The 22,454-nt window shown below is 58.1% G+C and carries 23 protein-coding genes; 6 read left to right on the forward strand and 17 right to left on the reverse strand.

Annotated elements, in window-relative coordinates:
* Window positions 1-248: 248 nt before the first annotated feature.
* The 6 genes from Q0O07_RS09130 (at window position 249) to gloB (ending at window position 4,500) form a co-directional block, all read left to right on the forward strand.
* Entirely contained in the window at window positions 249-1,262 is a 1,014-nt protein-coding gene (locus Q0O07_RS09130) for a hypothetical protein (RefSeq protein ID WP_295492741.1), read from the forward strand.
* Between the two features lie 195 nt (window positions 1,263-1,457).
* Window positions 1,458-1,712 (forward strand): DUF6356 family protein, encoded by a 255-nt coding sequence (locus tag Q0O07_RS09135; RefSeq protein ID WP_295492743.1) that lies wholly within the window; start codon window positions 1,458-1,460, stop codon window positions 1,710-1,712.
* Entirely contained in the window at window positions 1,709-2,455 is a 747-nt protein-coding gene (locus Q0O07_RS09140) for an alpha/beta hydrolase (RefSeq protein WP_295492745.1), read from the forward strand. Before Q0O07_RS09135 ends, Q0O07_RS09140 begins: the two co-directional genes overlap by 4 nt.
* A 17-nt stretch (window positions 2,456-2,472) precedes the next feature.
* Entirely contained in the window at window positions 2,473-3,249 is a 777-nt protein-coding gene (locus Q0O07_RS09145; protein WP_295492747.1) for a tetratricopeptide repeat protein, read from the forward strand.
* Between the two features lie 85 nt (window positions 3,250-3,334).
* Window positions 3,335-3,775: a VOC family protein gene (locus tag Q0O07_RS09150; protein ID WP_295492749.1), complete on the forward strand. Its 441-nt coding sequence runs from the start codon at window positions 3,335-3,337 to the stop codon at window positions 3,773-3,775.
* 2 nt (window positions 3,776-3,777) lie between these two features.
* The gene (gene gloB / locus Q0O07_RS09155; RefSeq protein WP_295492751.1) at window positions 3,778-4,500 is read left to right on the forward strand and encodes a hydroxyacylglutathione hydrolase; all 723 of its coding nucleotides are present in this window, start codon (window positions 3,778-3,780) and stop codon (window positions 4,498-4,500) included.
* Between the two features lie 2 nt (window positions 4,501-4,502).
* Here gloB and Q0O07_RS09160 read toward each other — a convergent pair whose 3' ends face one another.
* The 17 genes from Q0O07_RS09160 to Q0O07_RS09240 all read right to left on the reverse strand — a co-directional run bounded on the left by Q0O07_RS09160 (window position 4,503) and on the right by Q0O07_RS09240 (window position 22,442).
* The gene (locus tag Q0O07_RS09160) at window positions 4,503-7,820 is read right to left on the reverse strand and encodes an error-prone DNA polymerase (protein WP_295492753.1); all 3,318 of its coding nucleotides are present in this window, start codon (window positions 7,818-7,820) and stop codon (window positions 4,503-4,505) included.
* A complete protein-coding gene (locus tag Q0O07_RS09165) occupies window positions 7,817-9,334 on the reverse strand; it encodes a DNA polymerase Y family protein (protein ID WP_295492756.1) in 1,518 nt (505 codons plus the stop codon). The genes Q0O07_RS09160 and Q0O07_RS09165 overlap by 4 nt, the downstream gene beginning before the upstream one ends.
* Window positions 9,255-10,040, reverse strand: coding sequence for a hypothetical protein (locus Q0O07_RS09170; RefSeq protein ID WP_295492758.1), 786 nt, complete (start codon window positions 10,038-10,040; stop codon window positions 9,255-9,257). Before Q0O07_RS09170 ends, Q0O07_RS09165 begins: the two co-directional genes overlap by 80 nt.
* Before the next feature lie 169 nt (window positions 10,041-10,209).
* The gene (locus Q0O07_RS09175; protein ID WP_295492760.1) at window positions 10,210-13,431 is read right to left on the reverse strand and encodes an amidohydrolase family protein; all 3,222 of its coding nucleotides are present in this window, start codon (window positions 13,429-13,431) and stop codon (window positions 10,210-10,212) included.
* A gap of 185 nt (window positions 13,432-13,616) precedes the next feature.
* Entirely contained in the window at window positions 13,617-14,150 is a 534-nt protein-coding gene (gene pal, locus Q0O07_RS09180) for a peptidoglycan-associated lipoprotein Pal (protein WP_295492762.1), read from the reverse strand.
* A 60-nt stretch (window positions 14,151-14,210) separates the two neighbouring features.
* Window positions 14,211-15,575: a Tol-Pal system beta propeller repeat protein TolB gene (gene tolB, locus Q0O07_RS09185; protein ID WP_295492763.1), complete on the reverse strand. Its 1,365-nt coding sequence runs from the start codon at window positions 15,573-15,575 to the stop codon at window positions 14,211-14,213.
* A 13-nt stretch (window positions 15,576-15,588) separates the two neighbouring features.
* Window positions 15,589-16,413: a hypothetical protein gene (locus Q0O07_RS09190; RefSeq protein ID WP_295492765.1), complete on the reverse strand. Its 825-nt coding sequence runs from the start codon at window positions 16,411-16,413 to the stop codon at window positions 15,589-15,591.
* Window positions 16,414-16,423: 10 nt separating this feature from the next.
* A complete protein-coding gene (tolR, locus tag Q0O07_RS09195; RefSeq protein WP_295492767.1) occupies window positions 16,424-16,888 on the reverse strand; it encodes a protein TolR in 465 nt (154 codons plus the stop codon).
* A 2-nt stretch (window positions 16,889-16,890) separates the two neighbouring features.
* Window positions 16,891-17,583: a protein TolQ gene (gene tolQ, locus Q0O07_RS09200; protein ID WP_295492770.1), complete on the reverse strand. Its 693-nt coding sequence runs from the start codon at window positions 17,581-17,583 to the stop codon at window positions 16,891-16,893.
* Between the two features lie 7 nt (window positions 17,584-17,590).
* Complete coding sequence (locus tag Q0O07_RS09205) at window positions 17,591-18,043, reverse strand: YbgC/FadM family acyl-CoA thioesterase (RefSeq protein WP_295492772.1); 453 nt, start codon at window positions 18,041-18,043, stop codon at window positions 17,591-17,593.
* A gap of 91 nt (window positions 18,044-18,134) precedes the next feature.
* Complete coding sequence (gene ruvB / locus Q0O07_RS09210) at window positions 18,135-19,160, reverse strand: Holliday junction branch migration DNA helicase RuvB (protein WP_295492774.1); 1,026 nt, start codon at window positions 19,158-19,160, stop codon at window positions 18,135-18,137.
* Window positions 19,157-19,687 (reverse strand): hypothetical protein, encoded by a 531-nt coding sequence (locus Q0O07_RS09215; protein WP_295492776.1) that lies wholly within the window; start codon window positions 19,685-19,687, stop codon window positions 19,157-19,159. The genes ruvB and Q0O07_RS09215 overlap by 4 nt, the downstream gene beginning before the upstream one ends.
* 35 nt (window positions 19,688-19,722) lie before the next feature.
* Window positions 19,723-20,331, reverse strand: coding sequence for a Holliday junction branch migration protein RuvA (ruvA, locus tag Q0O07_RS09220; RefSeq protein WP_295492778.1), 609 nt, complete (start codon window positions 20,329-20,331; stop codon window positions 19,723-19,725).
* A gap of 161 nt (window positions 20,332-20,492) precedes the next feature.
* Complete coding sequence (ruvC, locus tag Q0O07_RS09225) at window positions 20,493-20,963, reverse strand: crossover junction endodeoxyribonuclease RuvC (protein WP_295492853.1); 471 nt, start codon at window positions 20,961-20,963, stop codon at window positions 20,493-20,495.
* Between the two features lie 10 nt (window positions 20,964-20,973).
* On the reverse strand, window positions 20,974-21,717 hold the full coding sequence (locus Q0O07_RS09230; RefSeq protein ID WP_295492780.1) for a YebC/PmpR family DNA-binding transcriptional regulator: 744 nt from the start codon (window positions 21,715-21,717) through the stop codon (window positions 20,974-20,976).
* A gap of 116 nt (window positions 21,718-21,833) precedes the next feature.
* Window positions 21,834-22,076, reverse strand: coding sequence for a DUF2312 domain-containing protein (locus tag Q0O07_RS09235; protein WP_295492781.1), 243 nt, complete (start codon window positions 22,074-22,076; stop codon window positions 21,834-21,836).
* 57 nt (window positions 22,077-22,133) lie between these two features.
* Entirely contained in the window at window positions 22,134-22,442 is a 309-nt protein-coding gene (locus Q0O07_RS09240; protein ID WP_295492783.1) for a DUF1244 domain-containing protein, read from the reverse strand.
* Window positions 22,443-22,454 lie beyond the last annotated feature (12 nt).

Below are 22,454 nucleotides of genomic sequence, written 5' to 3' on the forward strand. Positions count from 1 at the left end.
ATGTTTTGCCCACGTCACTGATCTTCTCAGCATGGCGCAGCACCTTGAGCTTGCGCTGAATATCGCGGTCTTCCTTTGTCATTGGATCCATCCTTCTGGTTGCCTATCGGCAATATGAAAGATGTCCCACGAGTCCGTACAGTCCTACACAAGAGGCATTTGGATGGAATTTTCCTGCCGTTTCCCGGCACGACATTGCGGATCAGATTCGTAAGCTAGCAGCCCGGATGCGAGAGATATCTCCTGCCATGATTGATACAGAGCTTGACCAAAAGATCTGGTTGTTGCCATCAAGGATGGCTAGTCTTCAGTCCAACACAGTTCCTCAACTTTATAACGGAAACGGACATCAAGCGTTCCCAGCACTTATAAGCACCCTAGAATGGGCGCACTCGCTGGTTGCACCTTTACTGATGCCGGAAGTTGATTGGAATGATGTTGAGGAACAGAACCTGATGCCGCGCGCGCTGCTCAGGCGCCTCAAGTCAGTTGATACACAGGTTAATAGTGTCATTACCAAGTCTTCGGATCTGTCTGAAAAAATTGACCGGATAAACGACGCCCACACGGCTGCTGAACTTCTACCTACGGAACTAGAGCAATTGAGGGAGGTAGCAAAAAGCGCAAATGCTGACCACAAAGCGATCGGACTTATTTTGAGCTCTTCTGAGAGCCATAAAAGTATATTGGAGAACCTCGAAAACGAAGCAAAAGTTCTTGTTGAAAAATGCGGTCAGTATTCGTCAGCTATGACTACGGTGGGTTTAGGCAGTGCATTCGAGAGACGCGCATCGGCTCTAAATAGTTCAATGTGGATTTGGGTTGGGGGTTTGCTCGCTTCACTAGCGCTTGGCGCATGGCTTGCCCATGAACGTATTGAAACGCTTAATGCGCTGCTAGTAAATCCAGCTGTCAGTTTAAACCAACTTTGGGCTAACGTAGTCGTTACCATCTTTTCTGTAGCTGCGCCTGTTTGGTTTGCATGGGTGGCTACGAAGCAAATTGGGCAGCGATTTAGGTTATCTGAGGACTACGCTTTTAAAAGCTCTGTTGCCCAAGCCTATGAAGGGTATCGACGTGAAGCTGCAAATTATGATGGCTCGTTCACTGCGCGACTGTTTGGATTGGCACTTACGCGACTGGAGCAAGAACCACTCCGCTATGTTGAAAACGAGAACCATGGCAGCCCTTTTCACGAAATGCTCCGGTCAGCCTTTTTTAGAAAGCCCAAAGTAGGGCCAGAGATTGAAACAGCAGATTGACCCACACATGGACCACCCCCGCCGACTACGCCGAACTCGCCGACGTCAACTTCGACACCGTCAGAATGGACCGAGCTGAAAACCATGTGCGCGCAAGACCGAAAGGCGAAATCGGGCTTGGGCTTTGATTTTAAGTAACGATCACGTTACACTACGGCCAATCGCCCACCGCATCATGTGATAAGGAAACCCAATATGTTCAACCGCCTGTTTGTCGATCATCCCAAAAGCGTCGATGAAAATTACGGTGAACATTTCCGCGTCGCCAGCCGATTTGGCTTTACAATGATCTGGGGCGGGATGAAGGCGCTGGTGCATGCGGTCATCCCCGGCCTGTGCATCACATCGGGCAGCGATACGGTGAAGCGGTTGAACACAATCATGGTCGAACAACGCCGGGCCAAGGGGCAGGATGTGACGCAAATGATGACCGTCGACTGGGTCATTTGACGCTGTTGGAGCCAGCTGCTCAATGTGTGACGCGCGCCGATGGCGTGCGCTTGGCCTATCGGCATTTGCCGGGGCGCGGGCCAACTTTGGTTTTCTTGCCCGGATATAAATCGGACATGCAAGGCGGCAAGGCGCAGGCTTTGGCCGCTTGGGCGGCGGCGCAAGGTATGGCCATGCTTCGGATGGATTATTCCGGCTGCGGCGAGAGCGAGGGCGCGTTTGAGGATGGCACGCTCGATATCTGGCGGGACGATGTTTTGACCGTGCTTGCGCAGGCCGAGCCTGGGCCTATTATCTTAATTGGCTCGTCCATGGGCGGGTGGCTTATGCTGTTGGTGGCAGAGGCGCTGGGGAACCAAGTCGCGGCGATGGTCGGCATCGCCGCCGCGCCGGATTTCACCGATTGGGATTTTGATGCCGCCGACCGCGCGACCATCGCCGCGACGGGCCGCATCGAACGGCCCAGCGATTATGGCTATGACCCGATGGTCATCACGCGCGGTTTTTGGCAATCGGGGCAAAGCAACCTGCGGCTGACCGGCACGGTTGGCATCGATTGCCCCGTGCGGTTGATCCACGGGCAATGCGACCCCGATGTGCCATGGGAGACGTCGTTGAAGCTTGCAGATGCGCTTCGTTCATCCGATGTGCAGACGATATTGTTAAAGGATGGCGATCACCGGCTTTCACGGGATCAGGATATTGCGTTGCTGATTGACGTTGTTGGTAAGTTGGCCTGCTGAACTTTACAGGAACGACCATGTCGAATGTCTTGCCACTCCTGCTGCAGCTGGCCGCTGCGCAACCGCTCCCGACTTTGGACGAGGTGCAGTTCACCGAATGCCTGACGCTGGCCAGCAAAGATCCTGCATCGGCGATATCCAGCGCTAGCCTATGGGCGCAGCAAAAGGGCGGCTATCTTGCGCGCGCCTGCCACGGCTTTGCGCTGGCGAGCGATTTCAAATTTGACCTTGCCGTGCCAATGCTAACCGAGGCGGCGACGTTGGCGCAAGCCAAGGGCGATCCCCGCGCTGCGCGTTTCTGGGCACAAGCGGGAAATGCCGCGATTGCGGCGGGACAGGCAGATGTCGCCATCGACGCGCTTGGCAAGGCGCTGGCGTCTAAGTCTCTCGATAATAAGGAACGCGCCGATAGCGAAGTCGACCGTGCGCGGGCATTCGTGGCTTTGGGCAAAAGCGCCGATGGCGAAGCCGCCTTGGCAACGGCGCGGCAGTTGGCGCCCGAAAATGGCGCGGCATGGTTGTTGTCGGCGACCTTGGCCCGGCGATTGAACAAATTGCCCGACGCGCTGGCTTTCATTCAAACCTCCGCCGCGTTACTACCCAGCGATCCGGCGGTGGCGTTGGAGGCAGGCAATATCGCGGTTGCCGCAGGGGACGACGATACCGCGCGCAAGCAATGGGAACAGGCCATTAAGATTGGGCCCAATAGTCGGCAAGCCGCCACCGCAGCGGCACAGCTTGCGGCTTTAGCGGCGGCGACGCCTGCACCGACCAGCGAGCCTCAGTCCAGATAGCCGGATTGCGTGTGCCCCTTGCATGGACAGCGGCCAAGGTTCATGGCTATGTCGCAAACAACGCGCTTTTGTGAATGGAATGACAATGCCGATAACCTATCTGCACAGCATGATCCGTGTTACCGACCCCGATGCAACGGTCGCTTTTTTCAAGCTGATCGGGCTGGAGGAAGTGCGCCGTTTTGACAGTGAAGCGGGGCGCTTCACGCTTATCTTTTTGGCGGCACCCGGGCAGGCTGGCCTTGCCGAGGTGGAGTTGACGCACAATTGGCCGCCGGCAGATGGCAGCGTGCCGGAGGTTTATGACGGCGGACGCAATTTTGGCCATTTGGCCTATCGCGTCGATGATATTTACGCGACCTGTCAGCGGCTGATGGATGCAGGGGTGACGATCAACCGCCCACCACGCGACGGGCATATGGCCTTTGTGCCGACCCCAGACGGCATTTCGATTGAGCTGCTGCAAGACGGTAATCTTCCCCCTGCGGAACCATGGGCGAGCATGCCCAATGTCGGGGCGTGGTGAATATGCTGGAGATCGTTCGGATTCCTGTGCTGTCGGACAATTATGTCTGGCTGGTGCATGAAGCGCAAAGCGGGGAGACATTGGTGGTCGATCCGGCGGTGGCAGCCCCTGTCTTGGCAGCGGCCGAAGCGCGTGGGTGGACGATCACGCAGATTTGGAACACGCATTGGCATCCCGACCATGTCGGCGGCAATGCAGAGATTAAGGCAGCGACGGGCTGCGTCATCACGGGGCCTGCGGATGAAGCGGCGCGGATACCGACCTTGGATGTGCATGTGCGCGGCGGGGATGTTGTCCAATTGGGCGACGTGCGCGCGGCGGTGATTGATGTGCCCGCCCATACCGCTGGACATATCGCGTATTATTTCGCGACCGCGCAAGCCGCCTTTGTCGGCGATACCTTATTCGCGATGGGCTGTGGCCGATTGTTCGAAGGCACCGCCGCGCAAATGTATGACAATATGCGTAAGCTGGAGGCTTTGGGCGACGATACCGCGATTTATTGCGCGCATGAATATACGCTCAGCAATGCCCGCTTTGCGGTGACGGTCGAACCGGACAATGCCGATCTTGCCGCGCGTCTGGCCGATGTCATTGCCTTGCGCGAACGTGGCGTGGCGACGGTGCCGACGACGATTGCGCTGGAACGCGCCACCAACCCGTTCATGCGGGCGGTGTCAGTGGAAGAACTCGCCGCACGCCGCGCCGCCAAGGACGCGGCCTGACCCTAATGAAAGTCGCGTGACTTGGGCAAAAGGCGGACATTACGCGGATGGCCGTGGCGCGGGTAAACGGGCTGGGCAAATTCGTCCGACCGGCTGAGCGGCACATTGGCATCATGGTCCTGCGACAGGCGTTCCAGCTCATGCGATCGGTCGGTTATCGTTGTCGCCATGAGGTGCACCACGCCCTCCTTGCTGCGTTGCACCTCACCTTCAATCACCATCAACCGTGACGCCATGACGGCGCGGCGTTGCCGTTCGAACAGGCGCGACCACAGTAACGCATTGGTGGTGCCGGTTTCATCCTCAATCGTGATGAAAATGGCATTGCCCTTCCCCGGCCTTTGCCGCGTCAGCACAACACCGGCGGTTTTAACGCGCCTGCCATGCTTTGCCGCATCGGTCTGCGCGCAGGTCAATATGCCCTCGGCGGCGAACAGGTCGCGTAAGAACGCCATCGGGTGCCCCTTTAGCGACAAGCGCGTCATGTGATAATCGGCCGCGACATGTTCGCTGATAGGCATGATGGGCAAGGCGATTTCGGCCTCCTTCGCCAATTCCCGTGCATCTGCCGCTGCAAATAAAGGCAATTCATCCGACGGCGTGCGCCGCGCTTCCCAGCCACCTTCGCGCCGGTCCAAGCCAAGCGAGCGCACGGCATCGGCATCCGCCAGCATATGCAAGGCGCGAGGCGGTAACTTTGCCTTGCGTGCCAATTCTTCCAACGAAGCAAAGGGCCGCGCGGCTGCAATGGCCAAAGCCCAATCTTGCTGGAACCCGCTGATCTGCCGGAAACCAAGGCGCAAGGCACCGGCCTCGATGCTATTGTCCCAAGCGCTGAAATTGACATCAATGGCGCGGACATCGACCTTGTGCCGCTGCGCATCCTGCACAAGCTGCGCCGGGGCGTAGAAACCCATGGGCTGCGAATTGAGCAAGGCGGCGGTAAAAATCGCCGGATGATGGCATTTCAGCCAGGATGAAATATAGACCAAATGGGCAAAGGCCTGGGCATGGCTTTCGGGAAAACCATAGCTGCCAAAACCTTCAATCTGTTTGTAACAACGCTCGGCGAAATCCTGCTGATATCCGCGCTGCACCATGCCATGGATCATCTTGTCCTTATATTGTGGCATAGTGCCCGAATTGCGGAAGGTCGCCATTGCGCGGCGCAGGCCATTGGCCTCATCCGGGGTAAATGCGGCGGCGACCATCGCCAGCTTCATCGCTTGTTCCTGAAACAACGGCACACCATAAGTGCGGTACAAAATATCGTGCAGTTCATGGGGGTCATGCGGCGGCGCGGGGGAGGGATATTCAACTGTCTCCTCTCCATTGCGCCGCCGTAAATAAGGGTGAACCATGTCGCCCTCAATCGGGCCGGGGCGCACAATCGCGATCTGGATGACAAGGTCGTAAAATTCCTTGGGCTTCAGGCGCGGCAGCATGTTGATTTGCGCGCGGCTTTCGACTTGGAATGTGCCGATGCTGTCGCCCTTTTGCAGCATGGCATAGACCGCTGGGTCCTCGGCTGGAACGCTGTCCAAGGTGTAATCTCCGCCGCCTGTCTGCCGCAACATTTCGAAGCTTTTGCGGATGCAGGTCAGCATGCCCAATGCCAAGATATCAACCTTCAACAGGTTCAGCGCGTCGATATCATCCTTGTCCCATTCGATGAAGGTCCGTTCGGCCATCGCGCCATTGTGGATCGGCACGGTTTCATCCAGACGATTTTCGGTGAGGACATAGCCGCCGACATGTTGCGACAAATGGCGTGGAAAGTCGAGCAATTGGCCGACAAAGGCGTGTAGCCGGGCGATTTGCGGGTTGTCGGGGTCAAACCCTGCCTCAATCAAGCGCGCCTCGGACAAGTCCCTGCCAAAGCTGCCCCAGACCGTGCCCGCCAGCCGCGCGGTGACATCTTCGGTCAGGCCAATGGCCTTGCCCACCTCGCGCACAGTGCTGCGCGGGCGATAATGGATGACCGTCGCGGCAATGCCCGCGCGGTGCCGCTTAAACCGGCGATAGACATATTGCATCACCTCCTCACGCCGTTCATGTTCGAAATCGACGTCGATATCGGGGGGTTCGTCACGCTCTTCGGACAAAAAGCGTGAGAATAAAAGATTGTTGGCCACAGGGTCCACCGATGTGATGCCCAATAAATAGCAAATCACCGAATTGGCGGCGGAGCCACGACCCTGACACAGGATCGGCGGGTCTTGCGACCGCGCAAACTGGACAATGTCATGGACCGTCAGGAAATAGCAGGCGTAATTTTTCTGGCGCACCAACGTAAATTCTTCGTCCAGCGCGCGGACCCATTTGGGCGGTAGGCCATCGGGGTGCCGCCGCTCGGCTTCGCTGCGCACCAGATGCTCCAGCCAGTCCTGCGGCGCCCACCCGTTCGGCACAGGCTCATTGGGATATTCATATTTCAACTGGTTGAGGTCAAATGCGATTTGGTCGAGCAGCTTCTGAGTCTCTGCAATCGCTTCGGGCGCACCCGCGAATAGCCGCGTCATTTCTGCGGGTGATTTGAGATAGCGTTCGGCATTGACCTCCAGCCGCGTGCCAGCCTGATCTACTGACACGCCTAAGCGGATCGCAGTCAGCACATCATGCAATGGCCGTGCGGCGCTATCGGCATAAAGCGCGTCATTGACGGCAAGGATCGGCACTCCGCATTGCGTGGCCAAGGCGCGCTGTTCCTCCAGCCTACGTCGGTCCTTGCCCCGTCCATGCATCATGATGCCAAGCCAGACCCTGTCCGGCGCAAGCTTTGTCAGCCGGCGTATCACCGCTTCCAAATCGGCGGGTGTGGTTTCCACCAAACGCAATTTCTCGTCGCCATCGGCATGGCTATATGCGACGGGATTTTTATGCGGGTTGGTCTCTTCGGCGGTCGACTGCGGCAATATGATCAGCAGCAAATCCTCCAAATATCCGGCCAGATCATCAAAGTGCAATATGCACCCGCCCTTGTTGGAACGCATATTGCCGACCGTCAGCAACCGTGTCAGCCGCCCCCATCCCTTGCGGTTTTTGGGATAGACAACAATGTCGGGCGTGCCATCGGCAAAGACTAAGCGGCTACCCGTGACCAGCCGGAAGCTGTGTGGAAGCGCATTTTCGGCCTTTGCCTTTTTGACCGCGACCCACGCGCGGACGACGCCGGCCACGCTGTTCCGGTCAGCTATGCCAATGGCGTTCAAGCCAAGCGCGGCGGCCTGCAACACCATATCGGCGGGATGTGACGCCCCGCGCAGGAAAGAATAATTGGTCGCCGCAACCAGCTCTGCATAGACAAAGCCGTGCGTCATGCGAACAGCCCGTGCAGATACCAAATGGGCGCGTCGGTTTCGGAATATAGGCCATGGCGAAACAGCCAGAAACGCCGCCCCTCGCTGTCCTCCACGCGGTAATAATCGCGCGTTGGCCCGCCTTTGCCCGGTTCATGCCCCGCCTTGCGCCGCCACCATTCGGCGGCAATACGTTCGGGCCCTTCATAGGCGACAATATGGTGCAGATTTTTGCGCCAACGAAACTGGCGCGGCGGGCCATCGGGGATCGATACCAGCGCCTCCACCCGCTGCGGTGTTTCGAACAAGCGAAAGGGGCGCATGGGCGGTCCGGCCTCAGTTGCTTGCGGCCAATCCTTTTGCGGCTGGCCCGATTGCGCGGCGCATTCGACGACGGCGCGTTCGGGGATATGGCTGTTGCGTTCTGCAAAATAGCGCACGCGGTCGCTGCCCAGCCGAACGCTTAGCCGGTCAATCAGTGCTGCGGTTTGCGCCGACCGGTCAACCTTTGTTTCCAACCCCGCCTGCGATGGCAGCAAAATATCCGCCGTCGGCACGCTGAGTTGCATGCGGTCATAACCAAAACCGGGGTCAAGCGGGTCGGACAGCGTGTCAATCCGTTCGCGGATCAACCGCATTAACAAGGCGGAATCCCGCGTCGGTGTGCCTGTATCAACCGCCAGCCGCGCAACATGGCCATCGCTTCGAAACAGGCTGACCTCAAACCGGCGGCCACCTTGGCTGCGGTCATTCAACTGCGCAGCGGCTTGGTGGGTCAGCGTCGCGATGGTGTCGAGAACGTCATTATTGCGCGAAACAGGCTCGGCAAAATTTTGCGTGACGGTGATGACGGGCACATGGCGGCGCGGGGTGATGCGTGCATCCTCTTCCTCCAGCAGGCGTGCCAGTTTAACGACGGTCGCCTTGCCAAAGCGGGCGGCAAAGGGCTTGCGCGGGCGGCAGGCCAAGTCCTTCAATGTTTTCAGGCCAGCACGGCGCAGTGCCTGATGCACCTTGTCGCCTGCGTCCAATGCCTCGACGGGCAAAGTGTGAATCGCTGATGTGGCATAAAGTGCCTTGGCCCGTGCGCTGTCTGGGGTCGCGCCCAAGGCAATTTGGCCCGTAAGACCCTGGCGGCGCAAGCGTTGCTTCAGGTCCTTGGCCAAGCGCCCCGCATCATCGCCAAAGGGGTGGGTGCAGCCCGTGATGTCGATCAACAGCCCTTGCGGCGGGTCAAGCATGCAGGCCGGGCTATAGCGTTCGCACCCGTCGGCCAGCCAGCCAAGCAATGCGATGTCCGCCGCCGGGTCATAGTCAAATACCGCAAGGTCAGGCACGCGGGCACGGGCATCGGCCAAGGCCATGCCCGCGCTTAAACCAAGCGCAAGCGCGGCTGTATCACAAGCCGCCAACCGCATCGCCCCGCTTTGCTTTTCAACCATCGCAAAGGGCGTGTCAGGCGCGGAACCTGTGCTGCGGATCAGCCGCTGCGTCGGTAATAGGGGCAGAAAGACCGCCAGATAAAGGCGTGTCAAAAAAGCTTCGTGTTGCATGATCCCAAGTTACTCTTGCCGCAAAGGGCGCTGTGCCGCCGCGATGGCGCAGAAGGCGGAGGTCAAAGGTTGGAAGGCCGGGCGCATTGCCCATTAAGGGCACCGATGGTGCAGAACATATCTGCCAGCGTGTGCTGGCCGCGCTGGGCATCGGCACAGCATCGCCGCGCACCAGCAACGCCAATACGCCACTTTCCGCCGCCGCGAGCGCCAAACGCCGCGTCGATGTCAGGTCCACCAAGCGGGCATTGCCATGCGTTTCCAAGATGACCGCGCGCGCTGCCTTTGACCGGATAGTGTCGGCTGCGGCCCGAAGGGCGTCGCGCAAATCTGCTGTTTGGACCAGCAATATCCGCGATGGATTGCCGCCCATGGCCGATAGCCCAAGCGGGTATAGCCGGCCCGACGTCTGACGTTCCTTGTCGCCTGTTATCCAGAAGATCCCTGCGTCATTCTCCGGCAAGCGCCATGCCAGCAACAATGCGAACGCAGCAGCGGCATAAGAGTCGGCCTTTGCCCCGCCAAAAAATTCATGCAGCCCGGCTTGGACTATGCCGCCGCGCAAGCGTTCGTCGACTTGGGGCGCGCCGATGGGCAATAAGGGGGGTGATGCATTTGGCTGATATTGCTTCCATGCATTCTGCACAGAAGGAAAAGTCGCTGTTGGTAGAATCGCCTTTATGTTCATGTTTTGTTCTATACTGCATTTTGCAGCAATGTGGAGTCTGCTTTTTTGCGCCTGAAATGATTTGGCATATCGTCACATGGCGACCGGAATGCACGGGCGCGATTGGCGCACCATTTCCCAGCCCGGGACTATGCACCCAGGCCAGAAAATGTTGCGCGTCGGATGAAGCTTACTCCCAATAATAAGGCAGTCGCTTGCGCGTTCCGGTGACTTCTTCATGCAAAGTGGCGGCGTCATATAGGCGGCCACCGATCATGACCTTTGCGACCTTGTCCGAATTGCGGATGTCAACGCTTGGGTCGGCATCCAAGATGACGAGATCAGCCAGCTTGCCTGCGGCGATGGAGCCCACATCCTTGTCATAGCCCAGCGAACGTGCAGACTCGATGGTGCCAGCGGCGAGCGCCTCAATCGGTGACATGCCGCCACGGACGAAGGACCAAAGCTCCCAATGCGCGGCAATACCAGCCTCTTGGCCATGTGCGCCGATGGATACAGGGACGCCCAGCTTGGCCAGCTTATGTGCCTCCCGCGCGCTGTTGTCGTCGACATAATCCTCTTCCGGCGCAATTTCGCGGCGGGCATTATTGGCCGTAAGATCGGTCGGCGGATAATGCTTCGCCATCAACGGATGCCGGAACACATCGGTATGTGACCGCCAATAAGGGTCGCCCGCTGGGCCGCCATAAGTCACCACAAGCGTGGGCGTATAACCCACTTTCGACTTGGAGAAGAATTGCAGCACATCATCATAGAAGATGTCGAGCGGGATATTATGTTCAACGGTGGTGTTGCCATCGGCGATCAGGTTCATGTCCATACCGAACAGCGAACCCCCTTCGGCGACCGAGCGCATATTCTCCTGCAGCGCGGCGGCCACCACTTGCTGACGCTGCTCACGGCGCGGCTGGTTGTAGTTTTTGACGCTATGCGCGCCTTGCGCTTTCAACCGCCGGACATGCGCCAGCGCATCATCCAGACCGTTGATTTCGGCGTAGACGTCCGCAGCCTTGGCACCATAGACGATCTCGCCCGTTGAGAAGGAGCGTGGCCCAAGCAACAGGCCAGCCCGCTGCATCTCCAACGCGGGGAACACGGTGGCGGCGCTGCTCGACGGGTCATGGCGCGTGGTAATGCCCATGGCAAGGTTGAGCATATTCACCCAATTTTGCTGCGGGGTCATTTCGTCCACGCCATAAGGGCCATGGGCATGGGCATCGACAAGGCCGGGAATGATCGTCTTGCCAGCGACATCAACGGTCTTTGCGCCCGCAGGAATGGCGAAGTCGCCCATTTTGCCAACGGCCTTAATCCGGTCATTTTCGACCAAGATCACGGCATTGTTGATTATTCCGCCGCTCTTGTCCGCCATGGTGACGACGCGCGCGCCGGTGAAGGCAACGACGCCACTTGGGCGGTCCGAGCTGACCGTCATGGACAGCGATACGCCTTCCTTCGGTGGGGCAAATTTGACGGGCTTGGCGTCCTTGGCCAGCGGGCCATTGGGGTAGAAAGCATTGGTCTGCGCTGTGTACAGCGTTGGCCCAATTGCCCAATGCAAGGCGTCGCCATTGCGGCTCCAATGCATATAATCCGCGCCGCCATTGCTAACCTTTACGACAGGAAGCGCACTGCCTGATGCCGAAGCGGTTACGTCCTGCGTGCCCGGCATCAGGGGCATGACAAAGGCTTCGTAATTTTGGCGGAAGGCGAAATTATTGCCATCGGGCGACACTTCGTAAATCGTCGTCAGCTCGCCGCTGGCATGGTTGCGCTTGGCTTCGCCGTTCATATCCACGCTGACGAGCATGCGTTTGTTCGCGCCCGATTCTGTGTAAAACATCCGGTCGTTGGACGCGCCGAAATGCGGTGTGGTTCCCGCCGAGGTGACGCGCGTCGCTGCGCCGCCCGTCGCGGGCATACGGTAAATGCCCGGTTGGTCCGAACGCAAGGGGGAGGTTAGCCTGCCGCCTTCCTGCTTTTCAAAGACAATCGTTTTGCCATCGGGCGAGAAACGCGGGCGGGCATAATGGCCGGGCTGCGCCGTTGCCTTTTTGGGCGTGCCGCCGCTTGCGCTGATGATGTGGATGTTGCCAAGGCCCTTATCGGTCCAATGGACATAAGCGATGCTTTTGCCGTCGCGCGACCAAGTGGGATAGGCCTCCATGCCGGTGTCGGACGCGGTCAGGCGTCGTGCCGTGCCACCTGCTGCGGACTTGACCCATAATTTGCCCATGGTTTCGAACAGGATAGTCCGGCCATCTGGCGCGGTAACCGGACCACGCGGCATTTTGGTTTCGAAGCTGGTCGGCGCGACTTCAATTTGCGGCAGCGGCGGGTCAATCATGTCGCGCGTGTCCGAAACGCGGAACGGGATGACGCTCGACGCGCCGCTTGGCCAATCAACCTTGCGGATTTTGCCGCCGGCCCAGAAATAGATGGTCTTGCTATCGGGCGACCAATCCATATTGGGATAGACGCCCGTGACGGCCCAGGTTTCCTGCACATCTTGATCCAGCGCATCGTAAATCTTGCGCTCCTCGCCCGTGCTGAGGTCCTTCACATATAATTTGGACTGCGTCCGCTCGCGGCGAACAAAGGCGATTTTTTGGCCGTCGGGCGAAGGAGTTGGGCGGACCGATCCGCCGACGCCTGATACCGCTGTTTCGGTTTTTCCGGTTTCGATGTCATAGCTTTCAATATCGAAAATCTGGCCGTTGGAATCCTGCGCATATTGGAAAATGGGGCCCGGCGTGATGTTGCGCGTATAATAAACATGCTTACCGTCTGGCGCAAAAATGGGCTCGCCCAGTTCCTTCTGGTGCTGCTCATTGGGCCGCTTGACCAACAAGACGCCAGCGCCGCCCGAGACATGGTAGAGCCAGATTTCGCCTGTTCCCAGCGAACGCCCCGTGGTGAAATGCTTCTTGGCGGCAATGAAGCGGCCATCGGGGCTCCAGCTTGGTTGATTGAGCAAGCGGAAATCCTCTTTGCTCAATTGCCTTTTGTCCGAACCGTCGCGGTTCATGATCCAGATATTGTCGCCGCCACCCCGGTCAGAGGTAAAGGCAATGCGGTTTCCGTCCGGCGAAAAACGCGGCTGTGTTTCAAAGGGCAGACCTTCGGATATGCGCGTTGGCGTCCCACCAGTTACAGGAATGATGTAGATATCGCCAAGCAGATCGAACGCAATGGTCTTGCCATCGGGGCTGACATCAAGGTTCATCCATGAACCTTCATCAGTATCGATGCTGATCTGGCGCACTTTCAAGCCCGGAGGCGCAGCAACATCCCATTTCGGGGCTTTGTCATCGGCCGCCGCTTGGGCAAATGCGCTGGTCGGCAGGATCGCCGCGCTCAGTAGCAAAATCGACTTGATGTAATTTTTCACGAACTGGCTCCCCTGCCATTATTGTTGGGTGACAAGCTGTCACGCCTAGCGACAGACTGCAAGCCTGCATCACCCGTTCGACAAAGCGAACCCAGCGTTGCGCGAACGACAATGGCGACGAAAAAGGGAAGCGCGTCGGCGGCTGACGACAGCCAACCGACGCATACCAGATAGGCTTGTTATTTTTATCGAACGGTGACGGTCACCGCGCGGCGGTTCTGCGCCCAAGCTTGCTCGTCCGATCCCAGGGCCGATGGTCGTTCTTTGCCATAGCTGACGGTCTGAATACGGCTGGCATCGACACCAATGGAAACGAGGAAATTTTTGGCGGAGTTCGCGCGGCGTTCACCCAAGGCCAAGTTATAATCGCGGGTGCCGCGTTCATCGGCATGGCCTTCGACGGTGATGCGCGTATTTGGATGTTGCGCCAACCATTGCGCCTGACGCTGCAACACGTCTTGATCTTCGGCATCGACGTTGAAGCGGTCGGTTTCAAACAAGATACGGTCGCCATATTGGCCAACCTGTTGCAGGAAATCTTCCTGGCTGCCGGGCACAATCTTGTTCGCGCCCGCATTCGGGTCCACGGGCGGTGTCTGGCCATAATCGGTGCCCTCGGCGGCGGGTGGCAGCACATCGACCGCCTTCTTGGCGCAGCCAGCAACAAGCGCGGTAGATACCAACAAAAGGGCTGCCATTTTGATCCTATTTTTCGTCATGGTCTTCTCCTTGGGTTTTGCCCGACATCCGGTCGGGATATGAACGAGTGTGAAACTTCATTAGGGCAATACAGGTCCCCATGCCGGGTCGGAACCATCGACAGGCGTGGGCAATTGGCGTTCGTTGGAACCGGTTAGGTCAACTTGCCAGATACTGGTTTTACCACTGCCTTTGGCCGTGCGGAAGAATTGGATAACACGGCCATTGGGTGCCCATGTCGGCGCCTCGTCTTGCCAGCTATTGGTCAGCAGCCGTTCGCCCGAACCGTCCGGGCGCATCGTGCCGACGCGGAAATCGCCTGCGATGCGCGTAAAGGCAATCAAGTCCGCGCGCGGGCTCCATTCGGGCGTAGCGAAACGGCCCCCGCCAAAGCTGATCCGGCGTTGGTTGCTGCCGTCGGCGTTCATGACATAGATTTGCTGGCTGCCCGAACGGTCGCTTTCAAACACGATCTGGCGGCCATCGGGGGAAAAGCTGCCGCCGACATCAATGCCGGGCGAGCTGGTGAGCTTCACCGGCGCGCCATTGCCGCTCGCCGAAATCTTGTAGACGTCGGTATTTCCCGACACCGCCATCGAATATAATATCGTCTGGCCATCGGGGGACCAGCGCGGGGCGAAGGTGGGGCTTTTGGATTCCGTAATCAGACGCTGACGCCCGGCATCAATGTCATAGACATAAATACGCGGGTTCCCGTCGACATAGGATAAATACAGAATGGATTTATAATTGGGCGAGAAACGCGGCGTCAGCGCGGTCGATTGGCCATTGGTGATGAAGCGATGGTTTGCGCCATCCGAATCCATAATCGCAAGTCGCTTTATCCGTTTATTCTTGGGACCGCTTTCGGCGATATAGGCAATGCGGCTGTCGAAAAAGGGCAGTTCGCCGGTCAGCCGTGAATAGATCGCATCGGCGCATTTATGCGCGGCCCTGCGCCAGTCGCGCGGCGGCACGTTAAAACCAAGTCGCGTGGTTTCACTGCCAAAGCCAACATCGTAAAGATAACAGCCAACGGTCAAATTGCCATCGCCGCCCACGCGGACAAAGCCTTGCACCAATTGTTCGACCGGACGCGCTTTCCAATAGCCAAATTGCGGCGCCGTAACTTCCGCCAAGCCAATCATGCGCAGGCCATTTGGCCCTTGGGTTTCAAAGACGCCCGATGCGCGCAGGTTGGAGGAGATAACCTCCGCAATTTGGCGGCCCAGCGCCGCGCTATTGCCCGCTGGCGTGTCGGCGGGCGACGGCGCAACCAAAGCAGGGACCGCGATGGAGCGGGTTTTGGCAGTGTCAAATTCGACCAATTCCGGCTCATCCGACGCAGGCGGCGCAGGGGCAGGGGTTTGCGCCATCGCAGCTTGCGCGCCTAAGATTAAAAGCAGGAAAGACGCCAGTTTCCGGTTGAACGCGAAGAGTGACATATATCTCATTCCTTTATCCCGTGGCGCGCAAACGCAGCGCGTGGTTTTTCCAAACGTCATGATATTCAGGATCAAGTCCGTCATAAGGTGATGCTGCGCGCACCGCTTGCAGGATGCAATCTTTCAACAGACCTGCCTGCGGCTGGTTGCTGTCATTTTGGCCGGTTTGCTTGTCAAAACGTACAGACGTTAATTTACCCGATATATCCAAGCTTAACGTCACGAACGTCTCTATCTTGTTGATGTCGACACCCGTTGGCGCGCAGGCACGCACGCGCCCGCGGATTTGGCCGGCGATGCTGACACCCACGGAGCGACGCACTTCCGTGGCGGTTTTGGTGGCTGGCGTGCCCACGGCTTTGCCCGTGCCGGGGGCCTTGCCGATATTGTTAATGCTGTCTTCAAAGCTGCGGCTGAGGCCGCCCGGTTTGGCCGGCGTGGCGCCTTTGCCACTGGCGGTCGCAGCATTGGTGGTTTTGGGCGGCGCGGCGGCGGTTTTTACCGGCTTGGCTGCGGCCTTGGTAACAGTTGGAGCCGTCTCTGCTTTCGCGGGTTTCGGCAGTGGCTTGGGCTGCGGCTTTTCGACCTTCATCACAGGCGTCGGGGCAGGCGGCGGTTCGGCAGGCGCGGTTGCACCTGCGGCGGGCGGCGCGGATTCTTCTTGGATAGCATCGGGCGCGCTCGACACATCGGCAATTTCACCGATAAGGGAAACGGAGATGGACTCCGGCTTGGGTGCAGTTTTTGTAGATGCCATCAGCCCAAGCGCGAACACACCCAGTAAAAGGGCATGGCCGCCAAGTGCTGCGCCAAATCCTAATATCTCCGCCCGATCCATTGCCATCTGCTTAGCTGTCGTTTGCTGAACCGGTGGTGACTAAGCTTACGCTGTTCAACCCAGCACGGTTTAGTTCGCCCATGACCCGCATCATTTGGCCGTAGCTGATCGCGGTATCCCCGCGCAGCATGATCTGGCGCGGCTTGTCGCGTGTTTGTGTAGCGGCGATTTCGCCCAGTCGTGCGGCAAGGTCAGCAGGCGCAACCTCGGTGCCATCGATGAAGGTCACGCCGTCGCGGTCAATGGCGATTTCTATAGGCTCATCCTTTTGATCCAGCGCGTTGGCGCGGCTTTCCGGCAGCTCGACGGGCACGCCCGTTACCAGCAACGGCGCGGTGACCATGAAGATGATGAGCAGAACGAGCATGACGTCGACAAAGGGCGTGACGTTGATGTCCGCCATCGGCGCGCGTCGGCCCCCACGCCGCCGCCCACGTCCGCCGCCACTACTGCGGGATGAAGTGTTCATGGCCATGCTTAAACCTCAAGCTCCAATTCTCGGCTCAACGTGCCATGGAAGCCATCGGCAAAGCGCCCCATGCGTGCTTCATATTGGTTCAGCCGGTGGGAGAAACGGTTATAGGCGATGACCGCTGGAATGGCGGCGAACAGGCCAATGGCGGTGGCAAATAATGCCTCCGCAATCCCCGGCGCGACGACCGCGAGGCTGGAATTTTGCTCGGCTGCAATCGCGGCAAAGCTGCGCATAATGCCCCATACTGTGCCGAACAGGCCAATGAATGGCGCAACCGAACCCGTGGTGGCCAGAAAGTTCAGGCGATTGGCAAGCCGGTCAGTTTCCGCAGCGATTGTGGCATCCATCGCCGTGGCCAGCCGTTCCCGCGTTCCGGCGCGGTCAATGTTTTTGCCTTTGGTTGACAGCCGCCATTCGGCCATGCCAGCGGCAAAGACCTTCGCCACGGGCAGCTCATTTTGGGCATGCGCCTTGGAAAAAGCAGCAATATCCGAGCTGGCCCAAAATTCACGTTCAAACGCTGTGCTTTTCCGGTTGATGCCGGACATTTTCACCGTGAAGCTGATGACGATCATCCATACCCAGACGCTCGACAATGCAAGGCCGACAATGACCGATTTGACCACCAGGTCGGCGTCCATAAACAAATCAACGGGTGAAAAGCCCATATTTTGGGTCGCGGTAAGCAGGTTCATGGATATCCTATTCTGCGGGTCGGTGGAGTATCGGCTGGAACGCGGCAACCCAAATCGCAGGTTGTCGGCGCGCCTTGCCGTCGGGTGAAACAAAGGCGGCGGTTACCCGCGCCTCGGTGAGTATGTCGTCGCCGCGCATGACGGTTTGATGAATGTCGCAACTGGCCGCGCGGACGGCTTCAACGGTGCTGACGACCACCAACGCATCGTCAAAATGCGCGGCGCGGCGATATTTGATCTGCATCTCGGTCACGGCATAGGCGCCCTGACCCTCGGCATGTACACGGCGCTGATCAATGCCGACACAGGCCAGCATGTCCGAACGCGCCCGTTCCATGAAATGCAGATAGCGCGCATGATAGACCACGCCGGAAAAATCGGTGTCTTCAAAATATACGCGCACAGCAAAATAGTGGCGCGTGCCGTCAAAATGGCCTTGATAGGGTTGAGGTATGGACATTGCGCTTTTTGCTTAACCTTTGTCGAGTCCAGCGGGAAGGGTTTTTAGCAAAAGCGGCCGCAATTAATCGCCCGAGACACTCGGAATGTCTTTATGTATCAAACAATCCGTCTTGGGACCCGGCGGGCGGGTTGAGGCCAAGATGTTTCCACCCCGGCGCATTGAGGCAGCGGCCACGCGCGGTGCGCGCGATCAGGCCCAGTTGCAGCAGATAGGGCTCGACCACATCCTCAATCGTGTCGCGCGGCTCGGACAGGCCCGCGGCCAGCGCCTCCACGCCCACGGGCCCGCCGCGATAAATGTCGGCGATCATATACAGATAACGCCGGTCCATCGCATCAAGGCCAAGCGCATCGACCTCCAACCGGTTGAGCGCATTATCGGCGATTTTGGCGGTGACAACCGGCTCGCCAGCGACATTGGCAAAATCGCGCACACGGCGCAGCAAGCGTCCGGCGATACGCGGTGTGCCGCGCGCCCGCTTGGCAATCTCATTCGCACCATCGGGGGCAATGCCCAGGTCCAGCAATCGGGCAGCGCGGGTGACGACCAGCTCCAGCTCACTATGCGTATAGAAATTCAACCGCACCGGAATGCCAAAACGGTCGCGCAAAGGCGTGGTCAATAACCCCTGCCGCGTGGTCGCGCCGACAAGCGTGAACGCAGGCAAATCAATCCGCACCGACCGCGCCGACGGCCCTTCGCCAATCATGATATCGAGCGCACGGTCCTCCATCGCGGGATAGAGGATTTCTTCGACGACGGGGCTTAGGCGGTGGATTTCGTCAATGAACAAGACGTCGCCATCTTCCAAATTGGTGAGCAAAGCGGCCAGGTCGCCGGATTTGGCGATGACAGGGCCGGAGGTGGCGCGAAAACCCACGCCCATTTCCTTTGCGACAATCTGCGCCAGCGTGGTCTTGCCAAGACCCGGCGGGCCAAAGAACAGCACATGGTCCAACGGCTGCCCCCGCCCCTTCGCCGCCTCAATAAACACCCGCAAATTATCCCGCGCCGCCGCCTGCCCGATAAACTCAGCAAGCGTTTTAGGACGAAGCGCGGCGTCAATATCTTCAGGCCGTTTGTCGGGGGTGGTGAGGCGGTCTTCGTCAGTCATAATGGTTCCGGCTTTGTGCCAACGATAACTACCAAATCGTCTTTTGCGAAACTGCCCGGGCCTTCTATTGAAAACTGCAAATTTGCTGCCTCAAACGCTTTAATTAGCTGGGACTTATGCTTAGATTCTGGCCCTACCACTTTTAACCCAATTGCCATTGCCATTCCAGAAAAATGCTTGGTTTTAAGTCCAGCGTTTCTAAGCGCTTCATCTAACTCGTTGCGGTAAATTGTCGCTTCTGGATCATTCCCAACCCAACTCGTCCAAACCTCGAAGCTATTGCCTTCTAAAGAAGTTATCAACTTAGTTTGCTGTTCTGGATTTATCCGTCGCCAAGACATCTTCTCTCTTAGTTTTAAAGTTTCGAGACCGGCTGCCGCCGCTAGAGCATTTGCCTGGGCGATTTTGGTGTCTGCTTCGCGCTGTAGTATTCCTGAGGCGCGGTTGGAAGCTACAGAGGCAATGAGGGACGTCACAACAGATATTCCACCTGATATTGCCGCAACCCAAAGTAAGATTGCGCTCATCGATTGAAGGCCTGCCGCTGAGTTCCAAATACTAATCACCGCGAAGCCCGCTTCAACGCCAGCCGCACGAGCGCATCCAAGGTCGCATCGGGGCCAAGTTCCTCGACGGCTTGCGCCACGGCGCTGCCTGCCTCACCGGGCTTGAAGCCTAGATTGCCGAGTGCGGACATCGCGTCTTGTGCGTGGTTGCCGTTCGCGGCGCCCGTCGCCATCAACTTGGCGCCGCTGCCAATGCCCGCCAAAGCGCCGACCTTGTCCTTCAATTCATTGACGATGCGGCTGGCAAGCTTTGGCCCGACGCCATTGGCGCGCGCGACCATCGCGGCGTCGCCGCTGCCGATCGCAAGCGCCAGATCGGCGGGTTCAATCGCGGATAATATGGCGAGGCCAACCTTGCCGCCGACGCCCTGCACGCCCGTTAACAGGCGGAACCAGTCGCGTTCTTCGCGCGTGGCAAAGCCGATCAGGCGCATGTCATTTTCCGACACTTGCATTTCGGTGAAGACAGTCTCGAAATCGTCGGTCTTGCCCAAGGCCGATAGCGTCCGCGCGCTGGCCTGCACCAGATAGCCGACGCCGTTGACGTCAATCACCAGATGGTCAACGCCGGTTTCATCAATGCGGCCATATAGCTTTGCAATCATGTTTGTGGGTTAGCCGCTCGATTTCAAATCGGCAAGTAAAAGAGAACATCGCGGGAACAGGGCAGAATTTTTTCACGCAGAGGCGCAGAGTGCGCAGAGATTAAAATAGGTAACTTTATGGGCCAGATACTCTGCGCCCTTTGCGCCTCTGCGTGCACCCATCAACCGCGCATATGGTGCGCATGGGTGATGGCGACCGCCAACGCATCGGCAGCGTCTGGTCCGGCGAGCTTCAAGCCCGGCAACAGGATGCGCAGCATGGCCTGAACCTGCTCCTTTTCGGCTTTGCCAGTGCCGACGACGGATTTTTTTACCAACCGCGTCGCATATTCGGTCACGGGCGTGCGGTTGCGCGCCGCACCCAACAGCACCACGCCGCGTGCTTGGCCAAGCTTTAACGTCGATTGCGGGTTTTTGTTGACGAACACCTCTTCGACCGCCGCATAATCGGGACGGAAGTGATCGAGCACTGCGCTCAATTTTTCATCCAAAAGCACAAGGCGGTTGGCCAAAGGCAATTTGGCGTCGGTTACAATCTCGCCATTGTCGATATGGGAAAGACGATTGCCTTCCTTACGGATAACGCCCCAGCCGGTGGTCCCCAGGCCGGGGTCTAATCCCAATATAATCATCACGATATGATCATCCCAATTTCGCCATGACCTCATCCGACACGTCGTAATTGCCCCAGACGGTCTGGACGTCGTCATCGTCTTCCAACGCATCGATCATCTTCAGCAAGGTTGCAGCATTGGCTTCGTCAACTTCGACCAAAAGCTGGGGTTTCCATGCGAGCTTTGCGCTTTCCGCAGCGCCAAGCGTGGCTTCAAGTGCTTTGGCCACTTCGTGCAGCGCGTCCATGCTGGTCCAGATGCTGTGTTCGTCTTCGCTCGATTCCACATCTTCGGCGCCCGCTTCCAATGCAGCCTCGAACACGCTGTCGGCATCACCCGCGCTGGCGGGATAAGTGATCAGGCCCCTGCGGTCGAACCCGTGGCTCACCGCGCCTGAAGCAGCTAAATTGCCGCCATTTTTACTGAATGCGGTGCGCACATTGGTCGCGGTGCGGTTGCGATTGTCGGTCAGTGCCTCAACGATGATCGAAACGCCGCCGGGGCCATAGCCTTCATACCGCATTTCATCATAGCTTTCGGCGTCGCCGCCAATTGCCTTGTCGATGGCGCGCTGAATATTATCCTTGGGCACCGACTGCGCCTTGGCAGCATTGACCGCAAGGCGCAGGCGCGGGTTCATGTCCGGATCGGGCATGCCCATCTTTGCCGCAACGGTAATTTCGCGCGAAAGTTTGGAAAATTGCGCCGAACGCTTCTTGTCCTGCGCACCTTTGCGATGCTGGATATTCTTGAATTTGCTATGGCCTGCCATGGCTCTACTCTTCTCTGGCTAAAGGATATGAAGCAGCGCCCATACATCACGCACGCGCCATTGGGCAAGTCATGTGCTTTAATGCCGCGTCATCGCGACTTGGGCAGGCCGTCGCCTTACGCCAGACCGAGCGCCGATTTGTAAGTATCTAAAATCGCTTCCATTTCCTGACGGTCGTCTTGGGTCATTTTGCGCAAGCGGACGATCTGACGCATGATTTTCGCGTCATAGCCTTGGCTCTTCGCTTCCGAATATACGTCACGAATGTCGTCGGCTATGCCTTTTTTCTCTTCTTCCAAACGTTCGATGCGTTCAATGAACAGACGCAGTTGATCGGCGGCGATATTGCCTTCGGACATGATATTTTCCCTTATCTGTTGAAGGGGCAGGAGCCCCCGAATCAAGATGACAGCGCCTTAATGTGAAGGGGCGTTCTTCGCCACGCTTTCCTGCATCCGTTCCAATTGCTCCGGCGTTGCCTCGCTTTGATAATTTGCCTTCCACTCTGCGGCGGGCATGCCGTGGATCATCCGCCGCGCTTCGTCTTTCGTCAATTGCCCGTCTGCCTCCATCACCCAATCGGCCAAGCAATTACGGCAAAAGCCCGCAAGGCCCATGAGGTCGATATTCTGCGCATCATGCCGGTGCTGCAAATGCGCGACGAGGCGGCGAAATGCGGCGGCGGCGGCGGCGTCTGAAATATGTGTGTCCCGTTGCATAAGCATGCGCCCTTTTCG

The organism is Sphingorhabdus sp. EL138 (assembly GCF_945890115.1).
In the GTDB taxonomy this organism is placed as follows: domain Bacteria; phylum Pseudomonadota; class Alphaproteobacteria; order Sphingomonadales; family Sphingomonadaceae; genus Sphingorhabdus_B.